13 protein-coding genes are annotated in these 13,717 nt (G+C 40.8%); 10 read left to right on the plus strand and 3 right to left on the minus strand.

What is annotated here, in order from left to right:
- Positions 1 to 123 precede the first annotated feature (123 nt).
- The 6 genes from AC1DYB_RS11165 (at position 124) to AC1DYB_RS11190 (ending at position 5,281) form a co-directional block, all read left to right on the plus strand.
- Positions 124 to 552: an SRPBCC family protein gene (locus AC1DYB_RS11165; protein WP_477434895.1), complete on the plus strand. Its 429-nt coding sequence runs from the start codon at positions 124 to 126 to the stop codon at positions 550 to 552.
- A 436-nt stretch (positions 553 to 988) separates the two neighbouring features.
- Positions 989 to 1,819 carry a 5-dehydro-4-deoxy-D-glucuronate isomerase gene (kduI, locus tag AC1DYB_RS11170; protein WP_477434897.1) on the plus strand — a complete coding sequence of 277 codons (831 nt, stop codon included), beginning with the start codon at positions 989 to 991 and terminating at the stop codon, positions 1,817 to 1,819.
- A gap of 22 nt (positions 1,820 to 1,841) precedes the next feature.
- Positions 1,842 to 2,657 (plus strand): SDR family oxidoreductase, encoded by an 816-nt coding sequence (locus tag AC1DYB_RS11175; protein WP_477434900.1) that lies wholly within the window; start codon positions 1,842 to 1,844, stop codon positions 2,655 to 2,657.
- A 113-nt stretch (positions 2,658 to 2,770) separates the two neighbouring features.
- Positions 2,771 to 3,808: a LacI family DNA-binding transcriptional regulator gene (locus AC1DYB_RS11180; protein WP_477434902.1), complete on the plus strand. Its 1,038-nt coding sequence runs from the start codon at positions 2,771 to 2,773 to the stop codon at positions 3,806 to 3,808.
- A gap of 173 nt (positions 3,809 to 3,981) precedes the next feature.
- The gene (locus AC1DYB_RS11185; protein WP_477434904.1) at positions 3,982 to 4,785 is read left to right on the plus strand and encodes a DUF4350 domain-containing protein; all 804 of its coding nucleotides are present in this window, start codon (positions 3,982 to 3,984) and stop codon (positions 4,783 to 4,785) included.
- Positions 4,786 to 4,867: 82 nt separating this feature from the next.
- Positions 4,868 to 5,281: a nuclear transport factor 2 family protein gene (locus tag AC1DYB_RS11190; RefSeq protein ID WP_477434906.1), complete on the plus strand. Its 414-nt coding sequence runs from the start codon at positions 4,868 to 4,870 to the stop codon at positions 5,279 to 5,281.
- A gap of 26 nt (positions 5,282 to 5,307) precedes the next feature.
- Here AC1DYB_RS11190 and AC1DYB_RS11195 read toward each other — a convergent pair whose 3' ends face one another.
- Positions 5,308 to 5,661 carry a DUF7009 family protein gene (locus AC1DYB_RS11195; protein ID WP_477434908.1) on the minus strand — a complete coding sequence of 118 codons (354 nt, stop codon included), beginning with the start codon at positions 5,659 to 5,661 and terminating at the stop codon, positions 5,308 to 5,310.
- A gap of 9 nt (positions 5,662 to 5,670) precedes the next feature.
- Entirely contained in the window at positions 5,671 to 6,399 is a 729-nt protein-coding gene (cobA, locus tag AC1DYB_RS11200) for a uroporphyrinogen-III C-methyltransferase (protein ID WP_477434910.1), read from the minus strand.
- 287 nt (positions 6,400 to 6,686) lie between these two features.
- Between cobA and nirB the strand changes: the two genes are divergently transcribed.
- Both nirB and nirD read left to right on the plus strand, forming a co-directional pair.
- On the plus strand, positions 6,687 to 9,182 hold the full coding sequence (nirB, locus tag AC1DYB_RS11205; protein ID WP_477434913.1) for a nitrite reductase large subunit NirB: 2,496 nt from the start codon (positions 6,687 to 6,689) through the stop codon (positions 9,180 to 9,182).
- Positions 9,183 to 9,265: 83 nt separating this feature from the next.
- Positions 9,266 to 9,616: a nitrite reductase small subunit NirD gene (nirD, locus tag AC1DYB_RS11210; RefSeq protein WP_295711250.1), complete on the plus strand. Its 351-nt coding sequence runs from the start codon at positions 9,266 to 9,268 to the stop codon at positions 9,614 to 9,616.
- A gap of 1 nt (position 9,617) precedes the next feature.
- Here the strand turns inward: nirD and AC1DYB_RS11215 are convergent, their stop codons facing one another.
- Positions 9,618 to 10,313, minus strand: coding sequence for a Crp/Fnr family transcriptional regulator (locus AC1DYB_RS11215; RefSeq protein ID WP_477434915.1), 696 nt, complete (start codon positions 10,311 to 10,313; stop codon positions 9,618 to 9,620).
- 439 nt (positions 10,314 to 10,752) lie between these two features.
- Between AC1DYB_RS11215 and AC1DYB_RS11220 the strand changes: the two genes are divergently transcribed.
- Both AC1DYB_RS11220 and AC1DYB_RS11225 read left to right on the plus strand, forming a co-directional pair.
- Entirely contained in the window at positions 10,753 to 12,294 is a 1,542-nt protein-coding gene (locus AC1DYB_RS11220) for an alginate export family protein (protein ID WP_477434917.1), read from the plus strand.
- 88 nt (positions 12,295 to 12,382) lie between these two features.
- On the plus strand, positions 12,383 to 13,672 hold the full coding sequence (locus AC1DYB_RS11225) for an MFS transporter (protein ID WP_477434919.1): 1,290 nt from the start codon (positions 12,383 to 12,385) through the stop codon (positions 13,670 to 13,672).
- Positions 13,673 to 13,717 lie beyond the last annotated feature (45 nt).

The following is a 13,717-nucleotide window of genomic DNA, read 5'->3' on the forward strand; positions in this document are numbered from 1 at the left end:
ACGGATGTTTATGTGTTTTCCCCCATGGTAATTTACACCCCCTAAATGTCGCATTTGCACTTTAAGACTTTGAAAAAATGCCCTAATTTTATCAAAAGGAAAATCATCTTAATAAATTGAAAAATGGAAACGTTAAATAAAACAGCCATCACAGTGGAGTGCATAGTAAACGCTCCTGTTGAAAAAGTTTGGGAATTTTGGGCAAAACCAGAACACATTACCAAATGGTGTAATGCATCTGACGATTGGCATGCTCCTTACGCCGATAATGACCTGCGCAAGGATGGTAAGTTTAAAACTACCATGGCTGCCAAAGATGGTAGTTTCAGTTTTGATTTTGGAGGCGTTTATACTAACGTAAAGGAATACAGCCTGATTGAGTACACAATGGATGATGACCGGAAAGTGAAAATTGATTTCATTAGCCAGGATGGTTCAACCCGGGTAATAGAAGCATTTGAGCCCGAAACTACCAATCCCATAGAAATGCAACGGGGAGGATGGCAGGCAATTCTTGACAACTTTAAAAAATATGCCGAAGCAAATAAGTGATGAAAAAAGAGTTTGCATCGGAATAGAAAGCACCGGACAGGCGTCAAAGGCATAAATTGGGAAAGGGTAATGGAAACTATTTTTTGTTAAATAAGGCATTACGTATTATATTTGCATTTGAAACGGGATGCCAGATCCTGCTGATTATGTATTTTCCTATGGTGTAATGGTAGCACTTCTGATTCTGGTTCAGACAATCGTGGTTCGAGTCCATGTGGGAAAACTTAAACGGGACAACATCAAATTTTGATCGTTTGTCCCGTTTTTTTTTGCCTAAATTCACCACCAGGAATTTTTCTATGCCAACTTTAGCGGCTTTAAACCATTGAAATATTCTTTTTTACTACAACGTTGAAGTAAAAATAAGCGCGCTATTTTTTTAAAATGCGTGGTTTGGGTTGTAGAATTGCAGAGATTTAAACTAAAATATATAACCTTGAAAGTATTACACAGTGTACATCCGGAGGATTTTAAACGCTACGATACAGCAACCATGCGAAGTCGTTTTTTAATAGAAAACCAGGTGCAGCCCGGTGATATTAATTGCACTTATACACATTACGACAGGATGATTGTTGGTTTTGCCAACCCGGTGAATACAGAAGTCTTGTTGCCAAATTACCCCAACCTTAGGGCTGAATATTTTTTGGAACGCCGGGAAATGGGTATTATCAACGTTGCCGGTGACGGTGTTATCGTAGCTGACGGGCAATCATTCGACGTTAAAAAACAGGATTGTTTGTATATTGGAAAAGGCATAAAAAGTGTGCATTTCGCCAGTAAAAACGCCGATGAGCCAGCCGTGTTCTATATGCTTTCGGCACCGGCACATGCGCAGCATCCAACAACCCTGTTAACACATGCCGATGCGGTAAAAGTTACGCTGGGCTCAGCATCCACAGCCAATCATCGTACTATCAATAAGTACATCCACCTGGAGGGTATAAAAAGTTGCCAGCTGGTAATGGGTTTAACCATTTTGCATGATGGCAGCGTATGGAATACTATGCCGCCCCATGTACATGACCGCCGTATGGAAGCCTATTTTTATTTTGATGTACCACAGGGGCAAAAAATATTTCATTATATGGGTGAGGGGCAGGAAACCCGTCATATCACTATGAATAATTACGACGCGGTGGTTTCGCCACCCTGGAGTATTCACGCAGGCAGTGGAACAGCAAGCTATAGCTTTATATGGGGAATGGCAGGGGAAAATCTCGATTACACCGATATGGACCCCATTGCTATTCCAGATATCCGATAATCAATTAAAAAAGAATAATACATTGGAAAACAATTTCTCATTGGCCGGTAAAGTAATTGTAGTTACGGGCGGTACAGGCATATTAGGTAATTCGTTTATAAACGGTATTGTAGAGGCAGGGGGCGCGGTGGGCATATTAGGCAGAAATGCAGATATAGCCGAGGAGCGTGCAGCTGCCATAAACCAAAATGGCGGCAAAGCGGTTGCGCTGGTGGCTGATGTTTTAAACGAAGCGGAATTGCAAACAGCGAAGGTTAAGCTGATGGATACTTTCGGCAGGCTGGATGGATTGGTGAATGGTGCAGGTGGTAACATGCCGCAAGGCGTTTTGCAACCCGATGAGGATATTTTTAAAATGAATATTGCCGGTATGAAATCCGTAATGGATCTAAATACCTGGGGAACTATTATCCCTACACAGGTATTTGGCGAGGCCATTGCGCAAACGGGTAAAGGCAGCATCGTCAATATTTCTTCTATGAACTCCAAACGAGCCATTACCAAGGTATTGGGCTATAATATTGGCAAAGCTGCGGTTGATTGTTATAACCAATGGTTCGCGGTGGAATTAGCCAACCGGTATGGCGATTCCATCAGAATGAATGCTTTGGCGCCTGGTTTTTTCCTCACCGAGCAAAATCGGAACTTGCTTACCAAACCCGAGGGCGGATATACAGAGAGAGGGGAGCTGGTGATAAAGCAAACCCCATTCAAGCGTTTCGGTCATCCTGATGAATTGATAGGCGCGCTGGTGTGGCTGTTAAGTGATGCATCCAAATTTGTAACCGGATCTATGATTTGTGTAGATGGCGGGTTTTCTATTTTTGGTGGCGTTTAATCAGTTTGTTTAATTCCTGGCCAATGCCGGATTTATATTTTCGTTAATTTACCTATGTTTACTACAGATTAGTTTGTTAACTGTAGTAAACATAGCTAAGTAATTGCATAAGTATGAATTTGGGGGCGGTCACTATAAAAGATATTGCCAAAGAATTGGGGATTTCCACTTCAGCAGTATCCAAAGCGTTAAAGGATAGTCATGAAATTGGGGAGAAAACCAAACAACGGGTCCTGGAATGTGCTAAAAGGCTCAATTATCAGCCTAACCCCATGGCCCAAAGCTTAAAGCAGGGAAACAGTAGGTCTTTAGGAATTGTGGTATCTACCATTGATAATCATTTTTTTTCCCAGGTTATTAACGGGATAGAATTTATTGCGCATAGCAAAGGCTACAATGTATTTATCACGCAAACCCACGAATCCTATGATCTGGAGATGTTAAATGTAAATCATTTAATCTACCGCTCAATTGATGGGTTGCTGATATCCTTATCCACAGAAACAAATAATGTTGATCATCTTAAAAAGCTCCACGAAAAGGGCCTGCCCATTGTTTTTTTTGATAGGGTAAGTGATGAAATTGAAACCCACAAAGTGATTGCGGATAATTTTCAGGGCGCCTATGAAGCTACTATAGCATTGATAAATGCCGGATACCGGAAAATCGCGCACATTACAAGTTCTGTAAACGTATCTATCACCGCCGAAAGATTAAAGGGTTACCTGCTGGCGCTCGAAGAGAATGACATTAAACCTGATGAACGATATATAAAATATTGCCTTCACGGCGGTAAGGATCTTGATGAAATAGAAAAGGCGCTTAATGAGCTTTTACTGTCGCCAAACCGTCCCGATGCTATTTTTACCGCTTCGGACAGGATTACCACTACAACCTTGCTGTTGCTGCATAAATTAGGTTTTAAAATCCCCGAAGATATTGCCTTGCTTGGCTTTACCAATACACAACTGGCTGATGTATTAAGCCCCTCATTAAGTACGGTTTACCAACCCGGCTTTGAGATGGGTAAAAAAGCAACAGAAATGCTTATTAGCTTAATTGAAAGCAGAAGAAATGTCACCGGATTTGAAACTGTAGTATTGCCTACCCAGGTTTTTATACGCAATTCATCAAGCCCAATTAGCCAATAGCCATAGGCTTTGCTTTTAACTTTGTTATTATTTTACTGCCTCCAACTACTCATTATTTTTTACTCCATCGATGTAGTAAATATTTTTTGTCCTGATGATGTAAAAAACGGCATTCGGCAATACATTTGGTAACCAATTATTAATCAACAACAGGGGTTAACGCTTTTTTAATTATGATGGGTTACAGGATGTTTATAAAAAGGTTGATATGCATATTGCTGCTCTGTCCGGCGGTATATGAAGCAAAATCGCAGGTTGTTAAATTAGATTATTATTATAATCATGAGGTGCATCAAGTTGCCGGGAAATCGCAGCGATTTCATTACCTGTGGGATGAAAAAGAAAATACCGGCTATTCCATATGGGGAGATGCATTTAAGAAATGTGGTGCGACCTTAGATTCACTTACGTCGGCACCCACTCAGGCTAATTTAAAGGGAACTGCTATATACATTATTGTTGATCCCGATACCAAAAAGGAAAATCCAAACCCTAATTATATAACCGAAACAGATGCGGAAGCTGTAGCTTTATGGGTGAAAAACGGTGGTGTGCTGGTAATGCTGGCTAATGATAGCGCCAATGTGGAGTTACCTCATTTTAATCTGCTGGCAGCAAAATTTGGTATGCATTTTAATAACGATCTGCAAAATCATGTTATTGATGATAGTCATTTTGCAGATGGAGCCATTGAAACCAGGGGGAACCCTATTTTTAAAACCGCCAACCAGATATTTATGAAAGATGTTTGTTCTATTACGTTACAAGGACGGGCGAAGGCTGTTTTAAGTAAAAATTCATTTGCATTAATTGCTATGACAAAGTATGGTAAGGGAACAGTTTTAGCCATTGGCGATCCCTGGCTTTATAATGAATATACAAACGGGCGTTTACCCGTTGGATACGAAAACGATAAGGCGGCAAACGATATATCGGCATGGCTTTTAAAGCAGGTTCCGGCAGGTAGGAAAGAATAGTACATCGTTTTGAAAATTTTATTAACCAATTTATAAGGCCATGAAAATTAGTTCGGGAATTAAATTTTTGTTTTGCTTGATTATGATAAACAGCGTAAAGCCACAACTGGTAAAAGCCCAGTCGAAAAAATCAGTTGATGAGGTTGCCGTAGTGGTAGAGAGTTTGCGTAAAGCAATGGTTGATGCTGATAGCCTGGCGCTTGATAAGTTAACAGCAGGTGGTCTGAGTTATGGTCATTCGAGTGGTGTACTGCAAAGTAAAGCGGAATTTATACATAGTATAGCCAGTGGGGTGTCGGATTTTGTTACCATCGATCTGTCTGAGCAAAAGATCACCCTGTCAGGTAATACGGCCATTGTGAGGCATGTTTTGTCGGCAACTACCAACGATGCCGGTAAAGGCCCCGGCAAGGTTAAAATTGGAATATTGCTGGTATGGGTAAAAAATAAATCCGAATGGCAATTATTGGCCCGGCAGGCTGTTAAACTTCCCTGATCTGTTTACTATTCTAAATAGCGGTTTTAGCCTTTAAAGGCTAAAGGGTTTGGGTAATTGTCGCTCTGGTCTTCGGCTACATTGTCCAGGCATTTAAAATCCTTTTCAATCAGTAGGTATAAGGAATTGATGTTGCTTTCATATCCTACGCGGTCGGTACTTGTCCATTGGTTGGCCATAGTTGCCGGCATGTACATGGTAATAGTGTTATTATTAAAGCTCGCAGTTAAAACTTCGGCATTGGAGCGTTGCAAGGCATATTTAAATAGTTGTGTGCCAAAAGTGGTTGTTTCTTCAACATAGCCATCCCTGTTAAATTGTTCAACATCGGTTTTGGTAAGCCTGTACCGTAGGGAATTTCCTTTTATCCTGATCTTCATACCTGATTCTTAGTTTTTTATGTTAACCACATCGCCAATAATGATGATGGCCGGGTAGGTAAGTTGGTGTTCTGCGGCAATTGCCACAAGGTCCTTAGCCATTCCCTTTGCCGATTTTTGTTTTGACAGCGAAGCATGTTGTATAATAGCTGCCGGCGTATCGCCCTTGCCAGCAGTTACATAAGTAAGTGCAATTTCCGCGAGTTTTTTCATGCCCATATATATAACTACAGTGGCATTACTTTGCATGGCGCAGGCAAGATCGGCAGATAGTCGTCCGTCCTTTTTAGTGCCCGTAACCATCCATACGCTTTCACTTACCAGGCGGTGGGTTAAAGGAATATCTTCCAGGCCGGATGCCTGCATACTGGTAATGCCCGGTATATAGTGTGTAGTAATGCCATGCTGGCGGGCGTAAATGATCTCCTCAAACCCGCGCCCGAATATAAATGGATCGCCGCCTTTTAATCTTACCACACTGCCTTTGGTAAATGCGTAATGTTTTATCAGTTCGTGAATGGTTTCCTGGGGGGTATAATCGCCATAGGGTTGTTTGCCAACATATACTTTTTCGCAATCCTCCCGGCTTATATCCAGCAACTCTTTATTGGCAAGGTTATCATATAATATCACATTTGCTTGTTGAAGTGCCTTATATCCTTTCATTGTTATCAATTCTGGGTCTCCTGGACCTGCTCCAATCACAAATAATTCCGGAATTTGTATTTTATTTTGCATATTTTCAAATTTGACGTTAAAAAATCAAGTATTTGCCCGTTTTGTTTTAATGATTTTTGCTTAAATTGTAAAATCATCAATAAATTAAGGTTAAATATTGATTTATATTATATCAATAGCACTAAATTATGAATTATAATGCCAATAAACATGATTTATTTAATAAAAAAATGAATTTAAATTTTTATTTGATGTTTTTTTGAGTTATAATTGTAATGAAATACAATCAGGGTCGCAGTTGAGTGTATTTAGTTTGAAAATTGCTTTAACATTTAAAAAATTTCGATATGTCAAAACCAACCATTATTGTTGTTGGCAACGGTATGGTAGGTTATAAGTTTTGTGAGAAACTTTTAGCCAGATCAACCCAGTTCCAAATAATTGTTTTTGGTGAAGAGCTCCGCCATGCTTATGACAGGGTGCATCTGAGCGAGTATTTTAATGGTAAAACCGCCGATGATCTGTCGCTCTCCACTTTATCGTGGTATGCCGATAATGGTATCGCGCTTCATCTTGATGATCCTATCCAGGAAATCAATCGTTCCCAAAAAACTATCCACTCCTTAAAAGGCGTAACGCTGAAATATGATTGCCTGGTTTTAGCTACCGGTTCATCGGCTTTTGTGCCCGATATTCCGGGGATTGAAAAAGAAGGTGTATTTGTTTATCGTACCATTGAGGATCTGGAATTGATAAAGGCTTGCGCTACCAACGCAAAGTGTGGTGCAGTGATGGGTGGCGGGTTACTTGGGTTGGAAGCGGCTAAGGCTTTGATAGATCTTGGTATTGCCGAAACGCATGTTATTGAATTTGCTCCGCGATTAATGCCGAGGCAAATAGATTCGGCCGGTAGTAATATGCTGCAGTTGAAGCTGAGTCAGCTGGGGCTGCATATTCACTTAAATAAAAGTACAGCAGCTATTGTTGGCGAAAAAAAGATCGAATCGCTTCGCTTTAATGATGATAGTCAACTTCCGGTTGATATGCTGGTGATCTCTGCCGGTATCCGTCCTCGCGATGAATTGGCAAAGCTTGCCGGTTTGCATGTAGGTACCCGTGGCGGTATTGTTGTAAACGAAAAAATGCAAACCAGCGATGAAAGCATTTACGCCATTGGCGAATGTGCTTTGTATGATGGAATGATATATGGTTTGGTTGCGCCCGGTTATGAGATGGCTGATATTGTGGCCGCTCATTTAACCGAGGCTGATAAATCATTCTACGGGTACGATATGAGTACCAAGTTAAAGCTTATAGGTGTTGATGTGGCCAGTTTTGGCGATGCATTTATAACCGAGCCTGATTGTCGCACTATTTTGTTTGAGGATACCCATAAGGGTATTTATAAAAGGATAAACATTACCAATGATGGTAAAAATTTATTGGGGGGTATATTAATTGGTGATGCCGATGCTTACAATATGCTGTTGCAAACGGTAAATAATAAAATTGTTCTTCCGCCAGATCCTGAAGACCTTATCCTGGGTTCAAGAGGTGGAGCTGCAAGTGAGGGTGCGGGTGTAATGAGTTTGCCCGATGATGCGCTTATTTGTTCGTGCGAGGCGGTGACCAAATCGGCAATCTGCTCGGCGGTAAGTGAAGGTGGCGTAACCGGTATAGATGGCATGAAAAAATGCACCAAGGCCGGGACGGGTTGCGGTGGCTGCGTGCCAATGGTGAAAGATCTGATTGCCGGCACCATGAAAGCAAATGGCCAGTATGTTAAAAATGTGATCTGTGAGCATTTTGATTACTCGCGCCAGGAGTTATTTGATCTGGTAAAAATAAACGGACTTAAAAATTACGACCTGGTGCTTGACCATTATGGCAAAGGTGATGGTTGCGAGGTTTGTAAGCCGGTTGTAGCCAGTATTATGTCAAGTCTCTGGAATGATGTAATTGTTAAACAGGAAGTTATTCAGGATAGTAACGATAGGTTTTTAGCTAATATTCAAAAAGGTGGTACATACTCCGTAGTGCCACGTATTCCTGGCGGCGAGATAACGCCGGATAAACTGATCGTGATAGGCCAGGTGGCCAAAAAATATGGCCTGTATACAAAAATAACCGGCGGGCAACGTATAGATATGTTCGGCGCGCATTTGAGCGATCTGCCTTTAATATGGGAGGAGCTGATAGATGCCGGTTTTGAGAGCGGGCATGCTTATGGTAAAGCGCTGCGTACAGTGAAAAGCTGTGTGGGTAGCACCTGGTGCAGGTTTGGTTTGCATGATAGTGTAACTTTTGCAATTGAGATAGAGGACAGGTATAAAGGGATTCGCGCCCCGCATAAACTTAAGGGCGGTGTAAGCGGTTGTGTGCGGGAGTGTGCCGAGGCGCAATCAAAGGATTTTGGAATTATAGCTACAGAAAAAGGCTGGAATTTATATGTATGCGGTAACGGTGGTTCAAAGCCACAGCATGCGCAATTGCTGGCTACCGATATTGATAGTGCAACTTGTATTAAATACCTGGATAGATTCCTGATGTTTTACATCAAAACTGCCGATCAGTTAACGCGTACCGCAACCTGGTTAAATAAGCTGGATGGCGGTATGAGCTATCTGAAAAATGTAATTGTAAATGATAGTCTTGGTTTGGCCGGGCAATTGGAAGAAGAAATGCAGGCCCTTGTAGATACTTATCACTGTGAGTGGAAAGAAGTTATTGAAAGTCCTGGAATGCGTAAGCGTTTTGCTCACTTCATAAATGCTCCCGAAGAAAAAGACCCGCATGCGCAGTTTGAACCAATGCGCGAGCAGGTACGGGCTAAAGAATGGTAGGTTTTTAAGGTAAAAGTCAAAAGTCAAAAAAAAAGGCGGGCATGTTTTATAAAGGCGTGTTGAGCTGATAAAAATATAACACAATGGAAACAACAATAGCAACACAATGGATTATGGCCTGTTATGTAGATGATGTGCCCGAAAATGGTGGATCATGCGTAAAGCATGGCGAGGAGCAGATAGCTATTTTTAACTTTACCCGCAGGGGCGAATGGTATGCTACCCAAAATCTTTGTCCGCATAAACAGCAAATGGCTATTTCGCGGGGAATGATAGGTAGCGCCGGAGAGAGCTGCGAGCCAAAGGTAGCTTGCCCGTTTCATAAAAAGGCATTCTCTTTACTTACGGGCGAATGTTTGGGTGAGGAGGAGCTTGTTATTAAAACCTACCCTGTAAAAGTGGCTGATGGTAAAGTTTTTGTAGGTATTGCCTAAGTTACAGGTTAGTATCCTGGGTTAATGCAAATAATTTTTCTCCATCAATAATAATTATTTTTTTGCTATTGGTGGTAATGATGCTTTCCTGTATCATTTCGTTTACTACTCTAAAAACGGTTTCGTAGGTTGCTCCTGTAAATGAAGCCAGGTCCTGGCGGGTTAATTCAATACCAATGTGCCCGTCGGGATTAATACCAAACTGATTTTTTAGTGATATTAAAGCGTGAGCAACGCGGCCTTTAACGGGCATATGCGCCAGGTTGCGCATCTTCTTTTCTGCCTCCTGTAGTTCGTCAGCAAAAAACAACATAAGCTGATAAGTGAAATTAGGGTTAACCTTCAGGGTGGCCTCAAAAAAATCCATATCCATATAGCATATAACTCCTGCTTCAAGTGCTGTTGCCGAAATAGGGTAATGGGTGGCTTTTTTGCCTAATGCCCTGTGTCCAAATATGGCTCCCTTATTGGCAAAGCGAATAATGAGTTCTTTATCGGCGCCCCATTTTTTATGGACCTTTACAATTCCCTCGTATACAAAGTATATCCCTTTAACCGGATCGCCTTCTTTAAAAATAACTTGTCCCTTTTTTACGCTAAGGTTTTTTTTGTTAGCTGCAACGGCGGGTAGCCATTCTTTAATGCAGCTTTTGCATAAAAAACAAGTTTGATTATCGCATGGGGTATTTTTTTTCATTTGCTGCGTAAATATCTGTTGATTTTATTAAAAATAACGATGTGAATTGCGTTTGTTGTGATTTTTTTAAGATTTAAGTAGATTTTTTTTGAAAAATATTGATTTTATATCGATTTAATTGAGAATAAATCATTTTATGTTGATTTAAAAATTATCAAAAGCGCATTTTGGCATTTTTTAAGTTGGTAAAATTTAAGTTTTTCATAAAAAAAGCATATTTACATGATTTTAATCATAAAAATTAACTTTAAAGTGTTGTTATTTGTATTTATTCATTAAATAAGATATATTTATGCTAATTAAATGCTTAGTTATTAAAAAAAAACTTGTGCCTATGATGAAAATAAAAAATATATAAAAAAAGCCCTGCCGGGAGGTCGCATTCCCAGACAGGGTTAAACAGTTTTTAATCGCTTTAACAAATAAAAAACCAATTCAAATGTACAAAAATGTATGTAATCAACACACTATCGGCAAAATTCTATTAATTATATCATGTTTTATTTCATACAATGCCTCTGCACAGCTATCCATTACAGGACAGTTAAAAACAAGGGGCGAATTACGTGATGGTTATGGAACTTTAGAGCCAATAGGTAACAAAAATGCCGCCTTTGTTTCACAACGAACGAGGCTTACCTTTAATTATAAAAGCAGCCGGCTTATTTTTCAGGCATCTGTACAGGATGTAAGGCTTTGGGGGCAGGATGCATCAACCATTACTATAAACGATGGTAATCGTTTAGGATTACATGAAGCCTGGGCCGAGCTAATCTTATCCAACAAAAAAGATACTTCTTTCAAATCATCCCCATTTGATTATTTCGCAATTAAGGCAGGTCGTCAGGAGCTTGTTTATGACGATGAACGCCTATTGGGAGGATTAGACTGGTTACAGCAAGGCCGCCGACACGATGCCCTTGTTTTTAAACTGCTGCAATCGGGATGGCAATTGGATCTCGGCTTAGCTTTTAATCAAAGTTCAGATGCTATAAATTATAATGGTACCTATTACACTCCGGCAAATGTGCCTGCTACGGTAAAGGATAGCAAAGGCAATTTGGCAAATACCCCCGCCGGACTTATCCCGCTGCTTAATGCCGCTGGTATCAGCTCAAAAACAGGAAGCCCATCATTTTTAAACCCACCGGGAACCAACGGCTTAAATCAAAATTATAAGTCGCTTGAATATTTATATGTTGCCAAAAAAATCAACAAAACAAAAATATCAGGTCTGTTTTTGGCAGACCAATTTGGCAAGTATAAGCTCGATTCGGTAAAAAATGTATCTGGCACAGACGAAGGTTACATTTACGGCCGCCGCTTTAATCAGGCTGGCGTAAACACACGATATACTACCGGCTTACTGGTAAACCCGGTATTTGGCGATAAAGATCAATGGGGTGTAAACGGTGGTTTTTACTACCAGGGCGGCCATGATAAGGATGGCCTTGACTTGAGTGCTTATACCTATACTATAGCTTTATTATATAAAGGCAGCAACCTTAGTTATACCGCTGGCTGGGATTATTTATCGGGCAATGATGCGTTATCAACTTCAAAAACCAATCACCGGTTTGATCCATTATACGGAACGCCGCACAAGTTTTGGGGATCTATGGATTATTTTTATGCGGGCAGTGGTTCACCTACAGGCGGCTTAAGCAATCCTTATTTAAAAATAAAGTACGCATCTGATAACAAACGTTTCAGTACCGAACTGGCCAATCATTATTTTCTGCTGGCTAAAGATCAAAAGAATGCAACGGGCCAGGCTATTGGCAAATACCTGGGTACCGAGTTTGATTTAACCAACAGCTATAAGCTTAACAAGTTTACCGCTGTTGATCTGGGCCTGTCATACATGGCTGCAACAAGCAGTATGGAATATGCCAAGGCTTTAACACCCGGAAGCTCCAGGCTTCATCCGGTTTGGGCTTATTTGCAATTGAATATTAAACCCGAATTTTTGAATAAGTAACCTGTGAGCTAAAAGCCGAAGGCACAAAGCCGGAAGCAAATATTGACCATTAATTTATTAGTAATCCCTGCTTTTATTTAAAACGATCATGGAAAAACAACTTACCAAACTCAATATATTTTCATTAAAAGGTGTACAAATGCGCACCTTCCACACCACATGGCTCATGTTTTTTGTGTGCTTTTTTGGTTGGTTTGGCCTGGCGCCACTGATGCCTACCATCCGTGCAGAATTGCACCTAAGCAAAGGGCAGGTAGGTAATACCATTATAGCTTCTGTAGCGGCTACCATTATAGCACGCTTAATTATAGGTAAACTTTGCGATACATGGGGCCCACGCAAAACGGCCATCAGGCTATTGCTGGTAGGCTCATTACCTGTGTTTTTTGTAGGCCTGGCGCATGATTATACCTCGTTTTTGTTATTCAGATTAGCAATAGGTGTAATTGGGGCATCGTTCGTAATCACGCAGTTTCATACCTCTATGATGTTTGCACCTAATATAAAAGGTACGGCAAACGCGGTAACCGGTGGCTGGGGCAATTTGGGCGGAGGTGTTACCAATATGGTGATGCCATTGATCTTTGCTGCGATAGTAGGTTTTGGCTATACCAAAGCCGAAGCATGGCGCTATGCAATGATATTTCCAGGTGTAATGATGCTGGTTATTGCCTTTTTATACTGGAAATATACCAAGGATACCCCCAATGGAAACTACGATGAAGTAGGCTATTCTAAAACCAACTCTACCAAAACAGATTGGTCCATATTGAGCGACTGGCGCGTTTGGGCACTGACCCTTGCTTATGCGATGTGCTTTGGTATGGAAATCACTTTTGATAACGTGGCCTCACTACATTTTGTAGATACATTTCATCTGTCGCAAAGTTCGGCAGGTTTTTGGGCCGGTATTTTTGGGTTCATGAACATTTTTGCCCGTGCTTTAGGTGGTATTGTATCAGATAAAGTAGGCGGCAAATTCGGGATGCGCGGCAAAGGTTTGTTGCTTGCCGGCGTATTGCTATTAGAAGGTGCAGGGCTTATTCTGTTTGCCAGCTCTGGCAACCTTACTGCTGCTATTATTTCTATGCTTTCATTCGCGCTTTTCCTTAAAATGTCAAACGGTGCTACTTATGGTATTGTACCGTTCATCAACAGTAAAAATGTTGGTATGGTAAGCGGTATAGTTGGCGCAGGTGGTAACCTGGGTGGTATGATGTTCGGCTTTTTATTCAAATCATCTACCATTACTTATGTACAGGCATTTACCTATATCGGCATTATGGTTATGGTGGTATCGGTAATTGTATTATTAACGCGTTTCCAAAAACAACCGGTTTTAGAAGAGGTCGAAGAACCAATGATCGCGGTAGCATAGTGTAAGCTAAAAGGCTAAAAGCTAAAGGCGGAAAGCTCAAAGCTT

The organism is Mucilaginibacter sp. P2_A4 (assembly GCF_056405015.1).